Here is a 22,040-nt window from a genome sequence, read left to right as displayed (position 1 = left end):
GTTTGCCTGGATCTTCATGGCAATTGTGGTCGTATCTGTGTCCCTCATTAGGCTCGGCAGATCTGTAGCATATAAGATTGCAGGATACAAAAAAGGGACCCCTAAAGAGGCCCCCTAATTATAGCAACTAATCGCTGCTGGGATTAACCCGGTACTTCCGTTTCGGGAATCGGGAAAATCACAATGGTGTCTCCACGAGCCGGGCGATCGATAGGCAGCTCATCAGTTTTCCCGTAGTGCCGCATATCAATTAAGCGCTGTCCTTCGAGGAACAGGGAGTACCGCTTTTCATGTAGAAGCTGTTCCAATCCACCTGAAGTGGCATCTGCAAGCCCGTGTGCCGCGCGGATGATGTTAATCTCTGTCAATCCATCTCCACCACTGCCTATGTCGGCTTCAGCCTTTAAGAGAATCAGCTCTTCATTGCGGATGATGGGAACAGGATCATATGAACTGCTCCAGACCGTAGGTGCGAGATAACTTTCCAGCTCATCGTACTTAATTGTGTCGGCCCGGATTGAAACATTGCTGGACATGCGGAGATCCCCTTCTTCGGCATCTGTGAGGTAAGACGGATGGACCATCAGTTTCACAAAGTCCGCATCTGCGGCTTCATACATTTCGTTATCCTGGTCGTTAGATCCGGAGCTGAACACATGGTATACACCAACATCTAGATCTCCGGATTCATCGAGGAATGAATCATCGAGGGCAGTTGAAGCGGTGCCCCAATCGTCTTGGTGAACAGCTACGCGAGCCCTCAGGGCGCGGTTGAACTGGGCAAATGTAGCGGGTGTATCAAAACCGCTGAATCCGTCAGACAGTGAGAAAGAGAATGCAGATCCAGCGCCCGTCAGGTCGGAATAAGCGTCATCCAGCAAGCTTTCGATCTCCGACATTACAGCGCTCTTAGATGCAACCGCAACGGTGATATCGCCATCGTAATTCAGGCGAGCCCCATTTTCATCCGTCAGGTTCAAGATGCGCCACAGACAATAGGCGTGGAGTGTTTTTGCAAATCCATTCGAACCGCTATCAGCGTCAGGATTGTTCACTAGAGTCAGACAGTTCTGGATAACCTTGTAGTTGGTGCTCCAGGGACGATTGGCCAGGAAGCCGCCAGGATCGACCGGCCCGGTCATCAATTCACCGGTGTATCTTGGGTCTGCTGGCTCAAGGTAGTATGCCTCTCGGCCTATAACCAGTACATTCCGCAGATAAATACCGATATCGTAACGCAAGCCCGCCTCAGCCCCGGTCACAAGAGACTGGATGGTTGCCGTGTCACTGGTGGGGTTATTTGGATCGGGGAAATCCAGATCTTCACATCCTACCCACAGGAAACAGATAGCCAGCGGGAGTATCTTCACTATTTTTTTCATTTTGATTGTCATCATAATCATTTTCTCCTCGGTTAGAATCCTGCGGAAAGGGTGAAATAGGTACTCTTGGATTGCGGGTACGGGTTGGTGTCAACGGAACCGCCCACCGGCACATTGCCAAACTGACTCACTTCAGGGCTCAATCCAGTATAGGACGTGTCCATCCAGAGATTTCTTCCAGCAACGCCGATCTGCAAATATCCCAAGTTCAGAGCATCTGAAAGAGTACTCGGAAGTGAGATGGTCAGGTTGACCTCACGTAGCATGGTGTAGGCCGTTGACTCAATATATGGAGCTGTGACACCGCCTAATACGGTTAGCCTCTCATTTCCATTGCCCGATTTTGTACCATCTCCATCAAGGTCTAACTCTTCTTTGTCATAATCTCCTGTAGTACCGCCAAGATCATAGATCAGATTGGCCAGGTTGATGGCATGCCCGCCTTCTTTATGATCGATAAGAAAAGAAAAACTGACAGGACCAACACGAAGACCATTGAAAAAGGATACCGTATAGTCAGGAGTCTCATTCCCCAGTTCTATATACTTATCCCCATCCATCTCTGATCCAACTATGGCCGTAGGTGACCACCCTTCTTGAATTCGGTATGTACCCAGGAACGTTGCAAAACCACCATAGTTGTATGGATCTACATTCAGCTTTGTAACCTCTGAGCTTGTGGTATAATAGTTAGTTCGGAAGACCCAGTCTAATCCACCAAGACTAACCAGTTTAGTGGGATTCAAGGTTAACGAGAATTCTGTCCCTTTTGTCTCCATCTCGCCACCATTTTCCCAGCTGGATCCTGATCCGGTAGATGCAGGCATATCAACTTCAAGAATAAGGTCAGTGATTTTCTGGCTGAACATCGTCGCTTCAGCTACAGCGAAACCATTCATGATAGAGAAATCAACCCCATACTCCGTTTCGGCAGTGCGTTCAGGTTTAATGTCCGGGTTACCCTTTACCCCTGCGGCCTGTAATCCATTCACACCACCAATGTTGTAAGATGACATCGTGGTATACTTGGCACTAGGGCTTGGCATGTTTCCAGTTTCACCTCTGGCAAAGCGCACCTTCAGGTTATCAAAGAGTCCGGCGAATTCGCCAAACTGATAAGATGCCGCCATTTTAGGATACCATTCCATGGTTTCTGTATCACCCATGGTGCTGGAAACATCTCCACGGGCACCGAATGAGACGTAGATATTGTCTCCAACGGATATTTCTTCATGGAAGAATTGGCCTCTATCTTGCTGCTTCATTTTATCGTGATATACCGCTTGAGAACTGGCATTATCGACGTTCGTCTGCGTGGGAATCATCCCTTTGGCGTGAACAAAGACACTGTTCCTGTCCCGTGTTTCGTATTGCAGCCCCGCGGTGGTATTGAGGTTTATACCGCCCATTTTTATCTTATGGACAAGGTTCAACGACAGATTGGTATTCAGGTTATCTGTTGTGGTCATCACCGATTGTCCTGGCTCGCTCTGTGATTCTTCTATCTGCAGGAAAGGTGGTGCAAACACCTCATTTTCCTGATTATAAAAGTCTGTCCCGCCCACAGCTAGAAAATTGAGGCTTTGCGTAGACTGCTTCAACAGGCTGTAGTCGAACTGCATAGAACCTAACGCGCGGTGAGTCGTCTCATTGTTCACTAGGTACTCAGCTGTTTCAAGTGGATTGGATGGGTTCAAGGGGTGGGTAGGGAAAATACCGTCACCATCCGCATCCCTGATATCGATGAAACTGGGTGTAAATCCAATGGAAAAACCGTATGTCAGGTTACTGTTGTCATTGCCGGTCACGCCGCGATCAGCACTGCTTCTTATTAGGTTCGTAGCTATACTGATCCTCGCTTTTTCACTGAAACGGTGATCTAGATTGACGCGGCCGGATATTTTTTCGTATCCGGAGTTCTTGATGATTCCACCTTCATCCATATACTGACCGCCGACATAGAACTGGGTCTGCGCATTGCCACCCACGGCGCTCACGGTCGTCTCTTTCAATTGACCGGTTTCTCCGTAAAGTATTCCTTCATAGTCAAAGTCGTTTCCGGCCCAACTGCCACTGGCGTTATTTCCAAGGGCAGCAATATCCGCACCGAATTGATCTTCAGCCTCCTGGTAGGTTTCAAACACACGATGCCCCATTTTTTTCAGAACCGCAGATTGTCCTGCTTTCTGGGAAAAGTTAAATTTGGTTTTGCCACCGCGGCCCCGTTTGGTCCTTATAATAATCACACCGTTGGAAGCTTTGGCACCGTAAATGGCCGCGGCACTGGCACCTTTCAGCACCTCAATGCTCTCAATATCGTTGGGATTGATATCACCAATTCGGTTGGTGGGCTGGCCCTGGGGCCGGGCACTGCCGGCGCCAGTGGCCTTGGTTACTACGTCAATACCAGACTGGTTAGCATCATTGTTAACGATAATGCCGTCAATGACGTACAGCGGCTGGGTGCCGCCAGTGAGAGTAGAGGATCCACGCAGATTGACGTTGATACCGCCGCCGGGAGCGCCTGTGTTGCGGCGAATGTTGACACCGGCAAATTTTCCGTTCAACGCACCGTCCAGTGTTTGAGTAGGAGCTGTGACAAGTTCATCGCCGGAAACCGTCGCTACAGCATTTGCCAGATTGCGCCGCTTAACGGTCGAAACCAACCCGGTGACAACCACCTCTTCCTGCTTCAACACGTCCGGCTCCATCTGGATGTTCATTGGACCCGCAGCAGGATCAACTGCCAATTCCTGCGTCTTGTACCCCATGTATGCGACCATCAGCGACACGTCGGGTGACGGCACCTCAATGGTAAAGTCTCCGTTCATGTCGGATGTTGTACCAATGAAGGTCCCTTTTACAAATACCTGCGTCCCCACAAGGGGCTCCCCGGTTTGTGCGTCTGTCACAGAACCCGTTGCTGTTACTGACTGGCCAGAGACAAGTTGCATGCTCAGCAAACCTGCCGCCAGAAAGAGCGATAATCCTCGATTTTTCATAATCAGATAACCTCCTTTAACTAACCTTTCAGAAGAACCGAGGCGATTATACTCATACGAATACCTTTAAGTCAACCCTTTTTTAACTATATAGATCCTTAAAATATGAAAAGTTTTTCGCCAGAGTTTTGTATCTATGGAAAAAATTAGCAGGTGTCATCTGGCCCTTCTTCTGGGCCGCAAACCTTGGAGTTTTTTCCGCTTTTCGTGATTAAGTTTGACGTGAGGAAGTAACAAGCTGTCATGAGCAAAAGGGAAACTGTTTCCAGCCGCTACATTCGCAAGATAGCCGAATCGGCTACGCTCAGTACAAACGAGCGCAGCGCTGTGTGAAAGAATCCTCGAGGAAACGGATGTAGTCCTGCTGACGGGTTGAATGCCCGACAGGCATACGTGAATTTTGACGGCAGACAAGCCCTCGATGCGGGCAGCAGCGTTCCGCTGAATCAAGAACTTCCGCTGTCGTTCCTGCGCCAATACTGCTCTGAGACGATGGAGGCGATCGAGAGGGTGGTGGAGTGGAGCATTTAGTTGAGAGAGAAAGAGGCGTCAGAAAGAGATCTCGCAACGGCGACCCCTTAAGTACGGCATAAGTTCTGAACTGTTCTGCTGCTAACACACCGTTACACTGACAAAAAGGAGATTAACTGAATCGTGAGAGAAGTAGTAATCATTGATGCGGTAAGGAGTCCTATCGGTCGTGTTGGAGGGGGTCTTTCCACCGTTAGGCCCGATGATCTCTTAGCTGCCGTGTTGAAGGGTCTGGTGGAACGTTGTGGCATCGACCCGGCGCTCATTGAAGATGTCTACGCCGGCTGCTGTAATCAGTCTGGCGAGGACAACCGGGACGTGGCGCGCATGTCAGTTCTGCTGGCAGGGTTCCCTGTGGAGGTTGGCGGTGTCACCGTCAACCGGAACTGTTCATCGGGACTGGAGGCGGTGAATCAGGCGGCGAAGTCTATCATTGTGGGAGAGGGAGATGTCTTCGTCGGGGCGGGTGTGGAAAGTATGAGCCGTGCACCATGGTCCATGCCGAAGCCCGAGCGGTGGCCTGCAATCGGCCAGCCGAAGATATACGATACGACAATCGGCTGGCGTTATCCGAATCCGAAGCTGGATGCTATGTATCCCATTATCAGTATGGGGGAGACGGCGGAGAATATCGCTGAGGAGATGAACATTACGCGGGAGGAACAGGACGCCTTCGCTCTGGAGAGTCAGCGTCGTGCAGTGGCGGCAATCAATGACGGCAGATTTGAGGACGAGATCATTCCAATTTCCGTGCCTCAGCGGAAGAGCGACCCCGTTCTGGTGGACAGAGATGAACATCCCCGCTACCAGTCAGAGAACGGACGTTTCGTTCTCGATACTTCACTGGAAAAGCTGGCAAAACTGAAGCCGGTATTTCGCAAAGACGGGACGGTCACTGCGGGCAATTCCAGCGGAATCAATGACGGCGCGGCTGCTGTTTTGCTCATGAGTGGTGAGAAGGCGAAGGAGCTCGGACTCAAGCCGATGGCGCGGTGGCTCGGTTCGGCTGTGGCGGGGGTGGATCCCGGCGTCATGGGGTACGGTCCTGTGCCGGCCACCGATAAAGTTCTCGGCCGTCTCGGTCTGACTGTGGATGATATGGGGCTCATCGAGCTGAATGAAGCATTTGCGGCTCAGGCTGTGGGCGTCATGCGGCGGGCGGAGTTTGGGGAGGAGATTACCAATGTGAACGGCGGTGCTGTGGCCTTGGGGCACCCCATCGGCTGCTCAGGCGGCCGTATCCTGACTACGCTTCTCCACGAGATGGTGCGCCGCGGTTCCGGCGAAGAGAAGCCGTACTACGGACTGGCAACCCTCTGTGTCGGCGTGGGACAAGGGGTATCAACAGTTGTGGAGTGGATTGGTGAGTAGTGTAAAACGGCCGCTGGACAGTATAAGGGTGGTGACTCTGGAACAGTACATGAGCGTCCCCTATTGCACCATGCTTCTGGCGGATGCAGGGGCTGAAGTGATCAAGATAGAGCGTTCCGGTGGGATCTGTCTACACGGCGGAGGATATCTTTGAGTCGTCCCAGGTGAAGGCGTGCAAAGCACTACTGGACATTGATGCCCCGATGGTGGGAACTTATCGCTTTGCTCGCGGTCCGGCGATGCTGTCCTCCTGCCCTGAGCCTGAAAGAAAGTCCGCCCCAGATTTGGGTCAGCACACCCGTGAGATTCTAGAGAATATTCTGCAGCTGGATGATGCGATAGATCGGCTGGAATCCGCCGGCGTTATTCAGACCAGTTAACGGCTGAGCGAAACGGTTCCGTTTTTCACTCTACTGGCTTGGAGAAACAGTAACAGGCTGGGTCCAGGCTGTTTCCACATCCCCTTCGGCGAATGGATTTGGATGTTTCCTGTCCGAAACAATCTTTGCCCGCACGTATAGCTCGTCGCCCGAAAATCCGTAAACGGCAGGATTGGCCTCGGTTTCGAACAGTACTTGACCGATATCGCTGCTGTAGATACGGGAGATATGCTGCGGTGTACCGTCCGCATTCGACACAGGTCTGGATGAGCGGTCAAATTCCCGCGGCGTACCGATGAATTGTGTGCGGTAGCTGACACCTTCATCGGCTTGAATCGTGATCTTTATCATCCCGTCCGAAACGGCTACATCTTCAAGTTGGACGCCCGTTGTGGCGTAGAAGTTACCTCGCTCCATCGCCTCGATAAGTGCTTCGGCGCTGAGCTGAGGTGCCTTGACCATCACCCACCCTCTGCCGGCGTTTGATTCTCCTACACCGATTTCGTAGTACGAGTGGGCGTCATCCACGGCGACGCCGTAGAGGGGTTCCCTGCCTTGAGCGAGTCGCATGGCGAGAACAATATCCCACATGCGGTCGGTACCCGGATGTGACTCGTCACCCCAGTTTCTTACGCCGGGATGTCCGTTGTAGATCTCAAAAAAACGGTCGCCGTTCAGGCGGATCAGATCCTCAGCTACGATTCCCCAGCCGAAATTGGGGTGGTTAATGTGTGCAATCATGGGGCGACCAGTCTCGTCACGCTGGGCGCGGACGGCGTCGATATTTCTCTGCATCACGTCGGAGGTGCTTCCACCTCCCTGAGGCATGATGAGTGTTTCAAGGTTCGTGGCGTTCACGTGGACGGGATATTTTTCAAAGGTGTCTGTTATCTCTTCAGCCTGAATAAGGATGAACCGGCCAGCCTGCTGAAACTGTTCCCTCAACTCTTCGAGTGTCCTGAGACGCATGAAGAGAGAATCATTCTCTGATCGTAACTCAACTGAATTCTCACCAAACTGTTGTTTCAGATTGTTCAGTTTTGCGGTGGTGAAGGGAGGGGGCCAGTTGTCTGGTTTACCTTCATTTAAAACAGGAATCCACTTCTCTCCCGCCGACAGAATGTTGTGATCGGACAGCGCCAGAAAATCGTAGCCGTGATTCTTGTACCAGCCTACGGTCACTTCAGGTGGCGCATCACCGTCACTCCAGAGGGTGTGGGTGTGAAGATTGCCTTTGAACCACACTACTCCCGGGAAAGGGATGGTGCGGGAGAGAATCGGGATCAGACAGAGCGCCACCAATGCCGTCACTGTTATCACAGTTTGAGAGGTTTTCTTATTCATTCTCATTAAGGACACCCTTGAGATCAAATTCAATGTCAATCTTGTCACTGATGGGAAGGAGAAAGAGAGAAGGCCGCTCTACGGCGTAATCGGAAAGGGAGATGGAGAACATTCCAGAGGCACTGAACTGTTCCGTTGTGTCCACTTCGGCTGAGACGGTGACAGTCCGGGTCACGCCGTGAAAGGAGAGCTGCCCCTGTACTGTTACCGTGTGGCCTGAAACAGAGATCTTCTCCGATTCGAAGACCACATCGGGATAAAGATAGTATTCTGTGTAGGTAAGCATGTTGGAGTCACGGCTGCTGCTGCCGCTGTCGAAACTCTCCAGGCTGACTTGAACAGAGCAACTTGAGGAAGCAGGATTTCCCGCTAATACTGCAACGCTGCCTGACGCCGCGTGCGAAATGCCGCTCCAGTCGCGAAACGGGTGATGTCCGTGGTAGATAATAGTGCTGTTATCTGTGATGGCGTAGCTGTGTGACTGAGCCGCCGGCCACTGAAGAAAGACAACGATCAGGCAGAGGCAGAGCTGCTTCACAGTCACTAAAAGAGGGTGAGGACAGCTGACAGGATGACGGCGCCAAGGGTCACCAGTCCCACACTCCGGTGTAGTCTGAGGGCGTCGTCATAGGAGATATTGTATTCATAAGGCTCCTCAACCATCTCGCCCAAGACGGGAAGCGCCGCCATCCCCGCCATGTGCAGATAGGAGAGCCAGCGGTGCAGACGGATGGGGTCCACTTTCTGTTTATAGCTGACGGCTGGAGGCACCAGATAGCTCAAGCTTCCGGTGACGATGTAGGCAGCGAAGGTGGCGTCCGCCAGGGATGAATGAATCTCCTGCGTTTTTTCATAACCATCTGTTTTCCCTTTCGCCATCAGCATCCCTGTGTAAGTTTGTCCGGAAAGCAGAGCCACCGTTCCCAAGGCAAACTTCTGGTGCGTCTGAAGCATGAAAGTCCTGAGCTTCAGTTCAGCAATACGGTCCTTGGGCGCCAGCCCCAGCGTGCGGATGAGACCCTGCTCTCCCCAGAGGAGGCGGGTGACAAGGGGCATATTCTCGGGCAATTCGTTAATTTCTACCGGGGTAGGTGGGGGTGTCACTGACTGCGGTACGGCGTCGAGACTGCTGGATGAAACAAAAAGCAGAAGTATGATTGTCATTTGCCGTGCCATACTCGTCAAACATACGGCGGCGCTATGCAATTTAGTAGAATAAAATGTTGCCTCAGAAACAGATCTGTCCGCTTATAAAAGGTAGAAGCAAGGGGGAATATTACCCTGTCATTGATGGCGGGGTAAGTACAAAGCTTCTCGGGTTGTGAGCTAATAATACCTGCCCGCTTCTGCCGGACAGGTGGCCGAAATCATTGGCGGCTTGACAGTTCAAGAAATCTATTACAGCGAACATATCTGAAAGCCGCAACAAGGGCAACCCGATCACTGTACCGGTATCGCAGAAAGTCAGGGGAGGTCATCATCACTTGTCGTGCGTCGAGGCCCTTGATTTTCGGGATGATGAACACTGCTGAGAACCACGCTCCCACCAATCTATATCCTTCCAATATAATAGTCCTCGGTAGTCCTCGGCACCCCTGTTCTTCCGGAAAAAATATGCGCCTACACAGAGTACCCCTAACATGTGGGCGGCAAAAATAAGATAGTCGAGTGTCGTCATAGTTCTGTGAAGAACGCGCAACTAAAACTAATCCTTGACAATGCTCAGAAAAACTTCGCATGTTCTCATCACACCTTACCATGAAGCATCAGGAAAAACACGTTCTCGAAACAGTTCACGGATTGACTGACGAAATCTTGGACTTTACCTCTCGTCTCATTGCGGAACCCAGCACATTAGGTAATGAAGGTTCCGCGCTGAGAGTGGTGGAGGATCAGTTGGCGTCCCTCGGCTTCACTCCACTTCAGGTGCCCATCGACGCTTCCGACTTGGAGCAGCATCCGGGTTATGTGCCCGTTCCGTGGGGCTACGAAGGGCGGTACAATGTGGTCGCCACACGGGAAGGCGATGGTGAAGGGGGAAAGAGTGCCCTGTTCAATGGACACTTAGATGTGGTCAGTCCCGAGCCTGTCAGTCTATGGCGGAGCGGACCGTTTACTCCTGAGATAAAAGATGGCTTCAGTGTGAAGGCGCCGGTGACGGTTGAGACGGTAATTGAAGAAGAGTTCCCCGGCAACGGCGCGCTGGTGCGGGATCGTGGAGTAAAGGAGGATTAAGGAGGATTGAGATGCGAACGATCAGTCTGACAATAACTTTCTTGATGGTGGCTTCGCAGCTGTGGTCGCAGTCTCGTGTGTTGATCGTGGATGATTTCATATCTGAGTTTGACTGGAAGGAACTTTGGGTAGAAAGTTTCAAGACTCTCGGGGCAGAATGTGAGGTGATTACGGTTAATGAGACGAACGCCAAGAGGCTTTCCGGCGCGGACGTTGTGGCATGGAATTGCGGCAACGATACGTCGGGCACGTTAAGCGCCGACAATCGCTCTGCACTGAACGAGTATCTCGATAGCGGCGGGAACTTGCTCGTCGTCTCGCCGGGACTCCCCGCGGAAGTGTTTAGCAGCGGTGACCACTCGTGGTTGACAAGCCGCCTGGGATGCGACTACGTTATGCCCAATTCCCTGATCACTTGGAGCAGCACGTATCTGAACCTTCCTCTAGAGGGAAATGATCGTTCGATTCTGGAGGGGATCAGGTTTGATTTGACGTTCGGCCCCAAGGCCGATGTCGCGGCTGATAATTTAACGCACATCCATCGAACTAACGACCGAGCAACTCATCTCGTTCGCTTTTCCGATCTGCCGGGCTATCTAGGGGTCGCTCATGAGACCCCAACCTATCGAACTGTGCTTCTGACGTTTCCCTTGGAGAGCGTACGGCCGACCGTTGTGCGCCGCGACATCTTGGGACGTTGCTTGGAATGGCTGAAGCGTCCCCGATTCGAGGGGCGCGGCGTTTGGGTCGTGCGCAATGAGCTCAATTCACCCCAAAATATCGACAACGTTGTGAATTCAGCGGCTAAGGCCGGCTTCAATACACTGTTTGTTCAGGTCCGAGGCCGCGGAGATGCTTATTACCAATCGGCCACCGAGCCGTGCGCGACCTCCCTTACTGATCAGCCAAAGTCGTTCGATCCTCTTCAACGTTTCATCGAACGCGGCCACGCTCGAGGGCTCGAAATACACGCGTGGCTCAATGCTGGATATGTCTGGAATACAGACGAATTGCCCGATGATCCGAAGCACATTGTTAGGCGAAGACCCGATTTTGTCATGGTCAATCGTTCCGGGAAGTCCATGCTTGATTACACGACCGAGGAGTTTCAAGCCCAGTACTCCGAAGGCCGATTTCTCTCGCTTGCCGCCCCTGAGGTTCAGGATTATCTCGTGGGTGTCTATCTTGAAGTCGTCGAGAAGTACGACGTGGACGGTATTCACTTCGATTTCATCCGCTATCCGTCGCGCGGCGTTCAGGTTAAATATGATCTGGATTACAACCCTCTCGTGATTGCGGCTTTTGAGAAGGAATACGGCTTTGATCCGCGCGATGTCAAGATCGGTTCGGTGCGCTTCGAAACGTGGCTGGAATGGCAACGCCAGCGAATTGGGCATCTTGTGGGACGTATTCGCGAAGACGTACACACCAGGCGCCCGGGAACCCGCGTCTCAGCAGCCGTCCTGTCGCGTTTTCATCTTGGTCGCCATCAGGCTTTGCAGGATTGGATTGGATGGCTCCGTCGCAGGGAAATTGACTCCGTGTGCCTCATGTCTTATGGCTCCGACAACGACCTTGTCGTGCAAGAAGGACTTCTAGCTCAAGAGAATCGTGGAAAGGGAACCGTCTGGGTCGGGATGGGAACGCGCGGTGACATTGAGCATATCATCAATCGTATCGCCAAGGTACGCGAGGTTGTGGCTCCCGAGGGAATCATGTTTTTCCCTTGGGGAAGCTTCGATGAGGCCGAACTCAGTGCGCTTCGAAGCGGACCCTTCGTCGCTCCGGCCAAGACTCCTCCACTCAGCTCCAACTAGAAATAGTAACACCACCCTTGGCTACTTCCTCGCGCCCTATGATTTCGCCATGTGAGACTCCGGGGTGTTGCGGTCTATGCCGGTTAGACCAAGGGAAAGGCTGTTAATGACAGCACTATTATTCTCCTCCATCGCCGCCTTTTCAAGATCCCAATGTAGAGGCCGTCGTATCTCGACTAGATCGTCCTCCGCCCCCAACTATTTTTTAATTTAACCTTGTTATCTTTTCTAAAAAGTATTATAATTTCTTCCAAGGAGGCACAATTTTATGCATCAACTTCTTACAAAACATACCAAGAATCGAAACGGAAAATTTGCCCATTTTATCTTGATTAGTACCTTCCTTTGCAGTATGGTTGTACAGACACATGCACAAACCAGCTATACGATTTCAGGGACGGTAATTAATAACATCGGGGCCCCCATGGGGGGAGTGCAGGTCTTTATTAAGGGATCGACTGTTGGGGACATCACAGATCTTGAAGGCAACTATACAATTACAGCAAATCGTAAGGAAGGGGATATTGAATTACAGTTTTCGTTTATTGGGTACACTACAATTGTAAGATCCATCACACTTGGGAGTGTCACTGAAATTCCCGAAGATGTTTCAATGGATCTAGATGTCCTGAGACTTAGTGAAGTGGTAATTACAGGTGCATCTGGATTGCAGGAAAAGAAGCAATTGGGTAATACCATTTCAACAATTTCAGAGGCCAGTATTTCAGGGGCTGGTTCTTTGGATATTACAGGTTCCCTGTCCGGGAAACTTGCCGGAGTGCAAGTAACTCAGAATTCAGGAGATCCGGCCGCTGGAATTAGCGTGAGGTTAAGGAGTGCCAGCACCGTAAACGGGAGTTCGGATCCCCTCTATATCATTGATGGGGTAATTGTGAATAATAGTTCCACGAATGTTCTGGGAGTGACAAGTGTGGTGCAGAACCGACTGTCTGACATCAGTCCCCGGGACATAGAAAGGATAGAGGTAATTAAGGGGGGTGCTGCTGCTGCTATCTATGGTTCAAGAGCAAGCAATGGGGTTGTCCAGATTTTCACAAAAAGAGGCAGGTTTGGCAAACCAACGGTCACCTTCAGTACCAGTGTCAATTCTAACTCACTGCGGAAAAAGATAGCCTTCAATCAGGTCGGCAAAGATTGGACAGCCGGTGCCGGTGATCTCACGGATATTACTACCACTCCTGTAACTCGATATGACTACCAAGATATGGTATTCCAAAACAGCATAGGTACAGATAACTATCTATCTGTATCTGGTGGCCAGGGGAATACGACATACTTGGCTTCATTGTCTTGGCTCAAAAACAATGGGATTATGAAAAATACGGACTATGACCGGTCGGGAGCTCGGTTGCGAGTCAACCAAATAATCAACGACAGGGCTTCGTTTTCAATTGGAACCTATGTTTCCTCGAGCCATAGCAATGAAAAACCCAATGGTGGTTATGGGTACGGCGTTTTACAGACCATTCTGTTTACAGACAACAGCATAAATCCGACACCTGACGCTGATGGAAATTACCCGACAATGACATTTTATCCGAATATCCTTGAGTACTTGGACACTTTTGATTTTCAACAACAGAATAAGAGAGCGATCTCTGATATTCAATTTACCTTGGCCCCCATTGACGGAATGCGCGTAAACTATGTGTTTGGCTATGACGATGCGCGTTCAAGGGGTACAAGGTATGCTCCCATTGGGACTACCACAGCTGTTACAGGAACAGCCAGGTCATCAATCGTCAATAGAACGCAAATGAACAGTGATCTTAATGTTACTTATGAGACCCAATTCTTAGACGCCATTTCATCGGTTACTGCCGCAGGGTATTCATATCAATATGATGAATCAAGCGTGGGCACAATTTCGGCCAGCGCGCTTGCTCTTGGAGTTAAGACCACCGCAGGTGCAGGAACTATTTCAACCACAGATTTTAGTAGCGAGAGGGCCATTTGGGGAGGATATATTCAGCAGACAATTGGGTTAAAAGACAAACTTTTCGTTACCGGAGCTGCCAGAATTGATGGTTCTTCGGTATTCGGGAAGGATGAGAGAAGTCAGTTCTACCCTAAAGCCAGTTTGTCTTACATTATTTCAGATGAAGACTTCTGGACTGTGAGCGCAATTAATAATCTCAAAATTCGGGCTGCTTGGGGACAAGCAGGTAATCTAACCGCCATCGGACCATTTGACAGGTTGACTAATTACAGTGCAGTCAGTATACATGGTAAGTCGGGGTTAATTTCTCCTTCGCAAATAGGTAATGCTGATTTGAGACCTGAACGACAGACAGAAACAGAATTCGGGATTGATTTGGCCATGTTTAATAACAGGCTGGGGTTAGAATTTACCAGTTACATCCAAGAGATTGAAGATCTGTTAGTAGAGCGAACACTGGCTCCATCTACCGGTGCAGGAAGTCGAATTGAAAATATTGCAAACATGACCAACAAAGGGATTGAAATACAACTGACTGGTAGTCCAGTAATAACCAAAGATTTCAATTGGACTACCACTTTCACATTCTCTTCCAATATCAATGAGGTGAGTGGAATTGAGGGGGAAATGATCGGAATCGGCAATTTCGGGTTCTCGAAGGCGATGAATGGACAACCATTAGGCGTGTTTCGTCAAAGCTATTTTGCACGGAATCCTGATGGTAGTTTACTCTTAGATGCTAACGGAATACCTCAGCGTGAAAGAGGTTCGGTGGATGCGAATGGCAATAACGTTCCTGAAAGGGATGCCGATGGTCAGCCGACGGGGGCTATTCTTCAAAAAGTTATTGGAGATCCGAATGCCGATTATATAGCTTCCTGGATAAATGAACTGAAATATGGAAACCTCACTTTCCGAGCCCAATTTGATGCTGTTCAGGGATTTGATGTGTTGAGTTGGGACTCGCGAATGTTCTTTAGATTTGGTGGGGGTGAACAGACTGGCAAGGAATTAAACGGAGAAGAAGTAAAGGGTACTGGGCGGGCAAAATTCGGTATAGCTGAATCCTATATTGAAGATGGTTCATTTACAAAACTTCGAGAGCTGTCAGTTTCGTACCTGTGGGCTAATCCGATTAACGGATTGAGCGGTTTGAGATTTACCGTCGCCGGTAGAAACCTCATTTCATTTGATAACTACTCGAAGTGGGATCCCGAAGTAAACATGGATGCCCAGAGCAATGGATCAAGGGGTGGAATAATGGGATTAATCCCTATTCCGAGAACTTTGAAAATTGGAATTACTGCTACGTTTTGATTGAATTCCTTTTAAAAAATATGGAGAAACACGGAAATGAAGTATAGAGCAAAACAGGGATTTGTTGCAATCTTTGCCCTTTTCATGCTGGTGGTAACATCGTGCGAAGATGATTTTTCTAATCCGAATAATCCTACTGAGGAAGTCATACTTAACTCTAAAGAAGGACTGTATGCATTCAGCATTGGTATAAACCAGTATTTTACCACTACAGTATTGCGTCAAGTTATAGAGGCTCCCGGCATCACTACTCGGGAATTAGGAGTGACTAATACCTATCTCAACATAAACGAGCTCGCTAGGGGAAGCACTGAACTGCCACCTGAAAGTGGAGGTATAACCAACCCTTGGGTAACTCTTCTTAGAGTCAAGGGTATGGCTGAAGCGCTGATTGCTGGCGTGGGATCTGTTGAGTTAGCATCTGGTACGTATAGCGGACTTCTCGCTTATGGCAATCTTTACAAGGCGATGTGCCTAGGATACCTTGTCTCCATGTGGGAACAGACGGTCATAATGAATTCTCCGGAAGGCGATGCGGCCTTCAGTGGTAGGGCCACCGTTTTGGCCGAGGCAATCAGTTTGCTAACAGAAGCCAGAGATGCAATCAATGCTACTCCGTTATCAGATGATTTTAAAAGTAACGTGTTGGGAGATGACTTTAACTTGCTGAAGTCTATTAATGCGTTTCTGTCGCGGTACAGTCTTATGGCTGGGGACTATAACGACGCAATTACTCATGCGAATGCAGTATTAAATGATGCAAGTACCCCCGTAAGTTCAATGTTCAACTTCGATGCAAACAATGTCAACCCCATATGGTTTCGAATAAATCCTGCGGGGCCGGACCTGAAGCCGCAAACGAGTTTTGGATTGCTGGATCCTTATGCTCCTGAAGAGGGGGATGGCAGGCTTGAATTTTATTTGGGAGAAGATGCCGGGAATGCGCTTGCTGACGCCGGAGGGCAGCCCTTAAGTCAAGGACTTGGATTCTGGGCCACCCAGACTTCCCCGATTCCAGTTTACCTCCATGGTGAAATGTTGCTTAACAAGGCAGAAGCCTATGCGAGGCTTAATCAGCTCTCGGATGCGGCCATCAATTTGAACTTAGTTAGAGAAAAGATTGATGACCCCCTAGGGGTCAATGCAGCACTGCTAGCCTGGACTGGGGATGTAAACAGTCAGACAGATATCCTCGAAGAAATTTATAAGAATCGGGCCATTGAACTATTTCTCACTGGGATGCGATTTGAAGACAGCAGGAGGTTTCATCCCAACCTGGATCCGACGGATGATAACCTGACAAACGAGCGCAACAGGAATTTTTATCCATATCCCTCTATTGAACGAGATAACAATTCAAACACGCCGGAAGATCCGCCTATTTAAATCTGTTCTTAAGTAATTCAAGAACGTAGGCCTTGCCGGGTAGTTTCCCATGAAAGCATCTTGGCAAGGCCGATCTTTTTCTACCCGCTCTGCTGAATGTCAGAACGTGTCCTGCCGTCCAATTATAAATGATATGTTGCCCCGCTATAATCATTCTGCCGGTATGAGAAACGCCATCTTCAACATTATTCTGGCATCATACCTGTGTTTGCCCTTAGAAGCCGGTTCTCAAGGCATGGAAACTGTTTTTTATTACGTAGATCGCGAAGAATGTTTACGCAGCTTCCGGGAGAATATCGAGCATATTACTATCGTCGCACCCCAAGTCTATTCCATGGATGCCGATGGTGTGATATGGGGGTCGGTAGACAGCCGGATGATGGCTCTGGCTAAGGCCCATGGCGTGCAGGTCATGCCCCTAGTGATGAACCCCGGCTTTAATCAGCAGATGCTTCATAATGCTCTGCAGAACCCGGTTGCTCGTCGACGGGCAGTAAACACCATGGGGGCGTTGTGTCAAACGCACGGGTTTATGGGCATCCAGTTCGATTTCGAGAACATCCATATAGATGATCGTAAGGCCTTTACTCAGTTTTTCCGTGAAACTGCGGAGGTTCTCCATAAGAAAGGATTCCAGATAAGTGCCGCGGTCGTACCCCGCACGGGTAATTTCGCTGGCCGTATAAAGTATTCCAAATGGATATTCAAATACTGGCGCTCCGGGTATGATCTCAGGGCACTCGGCAAAATCAGCGACTTCATCTCGATTATGACATATGACCAGCATACCCGCCTCACTACCCCTGGGTCGGTGGCGGGTATGCCGTGGCTGGAAGAGAATCTGAAATTTGTGCTTTCCCGGGTCCCCGCCCGGAAAGTATCTATTGGCTTTCCTCTTTATTCCCGCCACTGGTTCCCGGATGTTGCCGAGGACCGCGCGGCCACTGGTTCCCGGGGGGTTTCATATGAAAGGGCTACGGCTATACTGGAACAGAACGGAGCGACTCCTCTCTGGCTGGAAGACCAGGGCGTCCACATGGCCATGTTCCCGAACCAGGGCGGCCAGTTTGAGTACCTGTTCCTGGAGGATGAGCGTAGTTTTCAGGCTAAGTTGAAAATCATCGGAAAATACGGTTTGAGAGGTTTCTCCGCCTGGAGACTGGGGCACGAGAACCCCGAGGTCTGGAAATTGCTCGAACAACACCGATAGGTTTATGTATTACCTTTAACCTGGATAGATACCCGTAAAGGAGAATCTCATGAGAGCGCATGTCATATTGCTGTCTATGCTTATTGCCGCTACAACACCGGTCTTGTCCCAGAAGAAAATCGAACACCTGTTTTACTATTATGATCATCCAGACTCATACAGGAGCCTGGTTGAACATATTGACCAGATCAGCATCGTCGCACCAGGAGCATATAGTGTCGATGAAGATGGGGTCGTTTGGGGCAGTGTGGACCCGCGAATACTCAAGTTGGCTCAAGCCCACCATGTGGGTGTCATGCCGCTTATCGCCAACCCCGGGTTCGACCAGGAGATGCTGCACAAACTGCTTATCAACGATGAGGCTAGAAGACGGGCCATCAATTCGCTCGTGGGCGAATGCAAGCGGTACGGGTATTCAGGGATTCAATTTGATTTTGAAAACCTGAACTTTAACGACCGGGATGCTTACAGCCAGTTCTACACTGAGACGGCCAAAGCCCTGCACAAAGGAGGGTTTCTCCTCAGTGTAGCGGTGGTTCACAGACCCGAGGAGTACCCCGGCCCCACTAAATACTTCAAATGGATGCACACCAACTGGCGGGCGGGATACGATTTGAAAGCTCTGGCCCAGGCGGGAGATTTTATTTCGGTGATGACCTATTCCCAGCATACCCGTCGCACCCCGCCCGGACCTAATGCAGGCCTGCCCTGGGTACAGAAGAACATCGAATATTTTCTGAGGCACGTCCCCAGTGAAAAACTCTCGCTGGGCATTCCAGTGGCTTCCATGCATTGGTATACGATTCAGGATGATGAACTGTACCACGTGAATGCTAGGTCGTGGAGCTCGTCCCTGGCCTACAACGACGCGCTGGGAATGGCGGAGCGGTATGACGCGGAGATCGTATGGCTGGAGGATCAGGGTGTTCCCTATACAATGTTCGAGAATGGGGGACTGTTCGAGTATATCTTTTTTGAAAATGCAAAGACATTCGAACGGAAGCTGGAACTCGTAAAAAAGAATAGACTGAGAGGCTTTTCCGTGTGGGTATTAGGGAGGGAAGATCCCGCCGTATGGGAGCTGCTGAAGTAATCCCAAACAAACCACCAGTAAACCTTGTATTCATTCACTTCAGCTGAAACCATATATCTGGATTAACCATGCAAATAACAATCCGACAGTGGCCGGTCTGGCTCATCGCCGTACTGTCCCTTTTCAACGAGGGGCTCTTTTCGCAGCCTCCCCAGAAGCGATATCCTCCCAGCCGGGACGACAAGTATTGGTTCCAACAGCAAGATGACCTCTATTTTTCGGAGGAGTTCACTCTCCCTGGATACAGTGACGAAGAACTGGGCCGGCTGGAGTATCCTTCCATCGCGGTGGACAGCAGGCGGAATGTATACGTTGCCTACGATTACACCTCCCCTGACGGCAGCGAAGCGGTTTACCTCAGCAGCTTTCACGATCCCGATGTTCAGTATGAGGATTTTACAGAGGGTGAAGGTTCAACCCGTTACTTGAAATTTACACAGGGTCCAATTTGGCGAGGACCTTATAAAATCAGTACCGCGGCGGGTGAGGAGTACCGGCCACGTATCGCTGTAGATAAGGATGATACGGTCTGGGTCGTCTGGTCCGCCCGCAGGGATGGGCAATGGAATATCTTTGTTCGCACCTACTCCGATGTGGGTCTGGGCGAGGAAGTGCAGCTGACTTCCGGCCAAGGGTACAACTTCAGGCCCGTGGTGCTGGCGACGGGATCAGGAAACGTCTGGGTAGCGTGGGAACGAGGAACTCCCGAGAAGCACATGCATATCGTGGCAAGATACTTCCAGGAAGGGCGGTGGTCGGAAGAAATAATGGTGGAAGCGCGCCCCGGATATGCCTACCGGCCCGCCCTGCTGGAGGCTCACGGCGGCGCGATATGGTTCGCCTGGGACCATACCAGTGGCTGCAACACGGATGTGTATATCCGTCGCTTCCGCCGGGGCGAATTTGAAGAACCGATCCGTGTCAGCACACACCCGGCCATCGATGCCAAACCTGCCCTGGCCTGGTACGATGACCGGCTGTGGGTCGCCTGGACGACCAATCGTCGAGGAGAAAATGGGTGGGGCATTATTAGATACCCGCTGATAAGGGCCTTTGATGGACGCCGATGGTACCAGCCGGTGACGACGATGCACGGCATCGAGCTGGAGGACCGAAGCGAAACCCAGTCCTACGAGTATCCCACCCTGACGTTCGATGCCTATGGCCGTCTTTATCTGTTCACCCGGCATGACCATATATTCAGCGCAGCCTATTATGAGGACGGTGAGTGGAGCAGCAATTGGCTGCTGGATGAAATCGGCTGGGGGCAGCGGGGGTTCTATGTGCATAGCAGCTGGATATCGGGGAGCGAGATGTGGCAGGCCCGGCGCGACCGTCGGACCATTTATTTACAGAAGATGGTCCGTAAGAATCCTCAAAAGGTGAGCGTCAGGCTCAATAAATTCACGCCCGGAGCATACCCTGATACTTTGACGGGGATGGCCGAGACTTCCTTCCGGGGACCGACCCGCCACGGAAATTACCAGGTCTACTACGGTGAACTTCACGTCCATACGGCCTATTCCGATGGGGGAGGCAGCTTCGATGAGCTCTATAATCTGTATCAAAACATATACCGTCTCGATTTTCTGGCCATCACCGATCATGACGAACTGGGCTCATCGGATTTCAACCACCTGTCCCCTGGTGAGTGGGCTTACCTGAAGGCCCTGAACGAACTGTATAACCGGCCCGGTGAGTTTGTGACCCTGAACGCCTACGAATGGACCCACTCGACCTGGAGTGGCCGTCAGGATTCGACCGTAAGAATTGGCCATAAGAATGTTTATTTTAAAGGCGGAGAAGATAGCCCCTTTTTCAACCATCATGGCACGATTGCTTTCGATGCAGTTTCTTTGTTCCAAGTCTTGCACGAACAAGATGGGATTGCTTTTCCACATCACCCACCTTGGGGTGGCATGACTTGGGAGGACCATGATCCTGAAATACAGACAAATTATGAAATTATATCTATCCATGGTGCCAATGAATATATGGGCAACCTACCTATTCCTCACCGTGGCGGGATGCCTGGTACGTTTGCTCAGGATGGGCTTGCTAGGGGGAAAATAATTGGCTTTGTTGGGGCTTCGGATTCGCATGGACTCTATTTTCATGCCAACGAGGGCTGGCGTCAGGATGCCTACAAAGGGGGCTGGACTGGTGTTCTGCTCGATAGCACCCTGACCAGGGAAAATGTATGGCAAGCTTTGAAGAGCCGTAGAAATTATGCAACGGCAGGTGAAAAGTATTATTTGGAATTTTTCATAAATGGTGCTCCGATGGGTAGTGTCATAGAAGTAAATCAACCTCCAGGAATTTCTTTCGAAGTTAGATCCTACGATATTCTTTATGCCTATATTGTGCGCAATAACGAAGAGCTTTTTGTCTCAGGCAAAATCGGTGGCTCTCGAACTGCCTATGAAAGCTTGCATGATGAAACCATTGCGCCAGGTCAAAATTCTTACTATCTTCGTGTTGTTTATAAAGATGGGACAGTTGCATGGTCTAGTCCCATTTGGGTGAATTACCAGCCGGAGTAACTGTGTGGTCAAACAAGTTTACGAAACGACTGTCCGAACGGTGTACCTATTATTCCTTTCGATGGGGTTGCTCTTAATCAGTTGTGCAAGTTGACTCATTACTAATTCCAGCCTAGAGCATCCCTAGTCAGATAGTCACTTCTGATACAACGGAGATCACGGACGATTTCGATGCGCTTACTGTAAATTCAACCTATTAGAGTGTTCTGGTATCAGCTAGAGCACACGAGTATATGAACACTGAAACACTCGAACCCCACAACACTTGAACACTTAGCCACAGATGGAACTGTCCTGGATATCGGTTATTCCCCCGCTGTTAGCAGTGGTGCTGGCATTCATTACGCGGGATGCGGTTATCAGTCTCCTAATTGCCTGTCTGGCGGGAGTGCTCCTCATGGGGGAAGGGATTGCCGGTTTCCCGTCATTTCTGGTTCGCGCTCTGGGCAATGAAGATTTCATGTGGATT

General features: G+C 50.3%; 16 protein-coding genes and 1 pseudogene. 12 read left to right on the top strand and 5 right to left on the bottom strand.

From position 1 onward, the window contains the following. Positions 1–143 precede the first annotated feature (143 nt). Entirely contained in the window at positions 144–1,397 is a 1,254-nt protein-coding gene (locus QF669_04125; GenBank protein MDP6456630.1) for a RagB/SusD family nutrient uptake outer membrane protein, read from the bottom strand. 17 nt (positions 1,398–1,414) lie between these two features. After that, positions 1,415–4,384, bottom strand: coding sequence for a SusC/RagA family TonB-linked outer membrane protein (locus tag QF669_04120; protein MDP6456629.1), 2,970 nt, complete (start codon positions 4,382–4,384; stop codon positions 1,415–1,417). Positions 4,385–4,756: 372 nt separating this feature from the next. Between QF669_04120 and QF669_04115 the strand changes: the two genes are divergently transcribed. The 4 genes and pseudogenes from QF669_04115 to QF669_04100 all read left to right on the top strand — a co-directional run bounded on the left by QF669_04115 (position 4,757) and on the right by QF669_04100 (position 6,666). Then, on the top strand, positions 4,757–4,915 hold the full coding sequence (locus QF669_04115) for a hypothetical protein (protein ID MDP6456628.1): 159 nt from the start codon (positions 4,757–4,759) through the stop codon (positions 4,913–4,915). A 123-nt stretch (positions 4,916–5,038) separates the two neighbouring features. Beyond that, complete coding sequence (locus QF669_04110) at positions 5,039–6,286, top strand: thiolase family protein (GenBank protein MDP6456627.1); 1,248 nt, start codon at positions 5,039–5,041, stop codon at positions 6,284–6,286. Continuing rightward, positions 6,279–6,410 (top strand): annotated as a pseudogene (locus QF669_04105) (CoA transferase). Before QF669_04110 ends, QF669_04105 begins: the two are co-directional and overlap by 8 nt. 40 nt (positions 6,411–6,450) lie before the next feature. After that, complete coding sequence (locus QF669_04100; protein ID MDP6456626.1) at positions 6,451–6,666, top strand: hypothetical protein; 216 nt, start codon at positions 6,451–6,453, stop codon at positions 6,664–6,666. A gap of 30 nt (positions 6,667–6,696) precedes the next feature. On the opposite strand, the gene QF669_04095 is transcribed toward QF669_04100, so the two are convergent. From QF669_04095 to QF669_04085, 3 genes are read right to left on the bottom strand one after another with little or no spacing between them, the layout of a single operon-like run. After that, a complete protein-coding gene (locus QF669_04095) occupies positions 6,697–8,010 on the bottom strand; it encodes a hypothetical protein (GenBank protein ID MDP6456625.1) in 1,314 nt (437 codons plus the stop codon). After that, positions 8,003–8,548 (bottom strand): YceI family protein, encoded by a 546-nt coding sequence (locus tag QF669_04090; protein ID MDP6456624.1) that lies wholly within the window; start codon positions 8,546–8,548, stop codon positions 8,003–8,005. Before QF669_04090 ends, QF669_04095 begins: the two co-directional genes overlap by 8 nt. A 5-nt stretch (positions 8,549–8,553) precedes the next feature. Continuing rightward, positions 8,554–9,174 (bottom strand): hypothetical protein, encoded by a 621-nt coding sequence (locus QF669_04085; GenBank protein MDP6456623.1) that lies wholly within the window; start codon positions 9,172–9,174, stop codon positions 8,554–8,556. Between the two features lie 573 nt (positions 9,175–9,747). Here QF669_04085 and QF669_04080 point away from each other — a divergent pair. The 8 genes from QF669_04080 to QF669_04045 form a co-directional block, all read left to right on the top strand. Continuing rightward, positions 9,748–10,245 carry a hypothetical protein gene (locus QF669_04080; protein ID MDP6456622.1) on the top strand — a complete coding sequence of 166 codons (498 nt, stop codon included), beginning with the start codon at positions 9,748–9,750 and terminating at the stop codon, positions 10,243–10,245. A gap of 11 nt (positions 10,246–10,256) precedes the next feature. Continuing rightward, a complete protein-coding gene (locus QF669_04075; GenBank protein ID MDP6456621.1) occupies positions 10,257–12,062 on the top strand; it encodes a family 10 glycosylhydrolase in 1,806 nt (601 codons plus the stop codon). 268 nt (positions 12,063–12,330) lie between these two features. Next, positions 12,331–15,339, top strand: coding sequence for a SusC/RagA family TonB-linked outer membrane protein (locus tag QF669_04070; GenBank protein MDP6456620.1), 3,009 nt, complete (start codon positions 12,331–12,333; stop codon positions 15,337–15,339). Positions 15,340–15,375: 36 nt separating this feature from the next. Further along, a complete protein-coding gene (locus QF669_04065; protein ID MDP6456619.1) occupies positions 15,376–16,725 on the top strand; it encodes a RagB/SusD family nutrient uptake outer membrane protein in 1,350 nt (449 codons plus the stop codon). A 163-nt stretch (positions 16,726–16,888) separates the two neighbouring features. Continuing rightward, entirely contained in the window at positions 16,889–17,935 is a 1,047-nt protein-coding gene (locus QF669_04060; protein ID MDP6456618.1) for a glycosyl hydrolase family 18 protein, read from the top strand. Between the two features lie 49 nt (positions 17,936–17,984). Continuing rightward, the gene (locus tag QF669_04055) at positions 17,985–19,028 is read left to right on the top strand and encodes a glycosyl hydrolase family 18 protein (protein MDP6456617.1); all 1,044 of its coding nucleotides are present in this window, start codon (positions 17,985–17,987) and stop codon (positions 19,026–19,028) included. A gap of 68 nt (positions 19,029–19,096) precedes the next feature. Beyond that, positions 19,097–21,571, top strand: coding sequence for a hypothetical protein (locus tag QF669_04050; GenBank protein ID MDP6456616.1), 2,475 nt, complete (start codon positions 19,097–19,099; stop codon positions 21,569–21,571). 283 nt (positions 21,572–21,854) lie between these two features. Beyond that, positions 21,855–22,040 (top strand): transporter (locus QF669_04045; protein MDP6456615.1); only part of this gene is annotated, 186 nt, incomplete at its 3' end.

Source organism: Candidatus Neomarinimicrobiota bacterium (assembly GCA_030743815.1).
In the GTDB taxonomy this organism is placed as follows: Bacteria; Fidelibacterota; Marinisomatia; order Marinisomatales; family S15-B10; genus UBA2146.
Note: the sequence above shows the minus strand (reverse complement) of the source record. Positions and strands in the feature narration are given on the sequence as shown.

What these genes read in the sequence shown, in the direction of transcription:
- QF669_04125 (MDP6456630.1), bottom strand. Translation starts at nt 1,397, where the DNA reads ATGATGACAATCAAAATGAAAAAAATAGTGAAGATACTCCCGCTGGCT.
- QF669_04120 (MDP6456629.1), bottom strand. Translation starts at nt 4,384, where the DNA reads ATGAAAAATCGAGGATTATCGCTCTTTCTGGCGGCAGGTTTGCTGAGC.
- QF669_04095 (MDP6456625.1), bottom strand. Translation starts at nt 8,010, where the DNA reads ATGAATAAGAAAACCTCTCAAACTGTGATAACAGTGACGGCATTGGTG.
- QF669_04085 (MDP6456623.1), bottom strand. Translation starts at nt 9,174, where the DNA reads ATGACAATCATACTTCTGCTTTTTGTTTCATCCAGCAGTCTCGACGCC.
- QF669_04080 (MDP6456622.1), top strand. Translation starts at nt 9,748, where the DNA reads ATGTTCTCATCACACCTTACCATGAAGCATCAGGAAAAACACGTTCTC.
- QF669_04075 (MDP6456621.1), top strand. Translation starts at nt 10,257, where the DNA reads ATGCGAACGATCAGTCTGACAATAACTTTCTTGATGGTGGCTTCGCAG.
- QF669_04070 (MDP6456620.1), top strand. Translation starts at nt 12,331, where the DNA reads ATGCATCAACTTCTTACAAAACATACCAAGAATCGAAACGGAAAATTT.
- QF669_04065 (MDP6456619.1), top strand. Translation starts at nt 15,376, where the DNA reads ATGAAGTATAGAGCAAAACAGGGATTTGTTGCAATCTTTGCCCTTTTC.
- QF669_04060 (MDP6456618.1), top strand. Translation starts at nt 16,889, where the DNA reads ATGAGAAACGCCATCTTCAACATTATTCTGGCATCATACCTGTGTTTG.
- QF669_04055 (MDP6456617.1), top strand. Translation starts at nt 17,985, where the DNA reads ATGAGAGCGCATGTCATATTGCTGTCTATGCTTATTGCCGCTACAACA.
- QF669_04050 (MDP6456616.1), top strand. Translation starts at nt 19,097, where the DNA reads ATGCAAATAACAATCCGACAGTGGCCGGTCTGGCTCATCGCCGTACTG.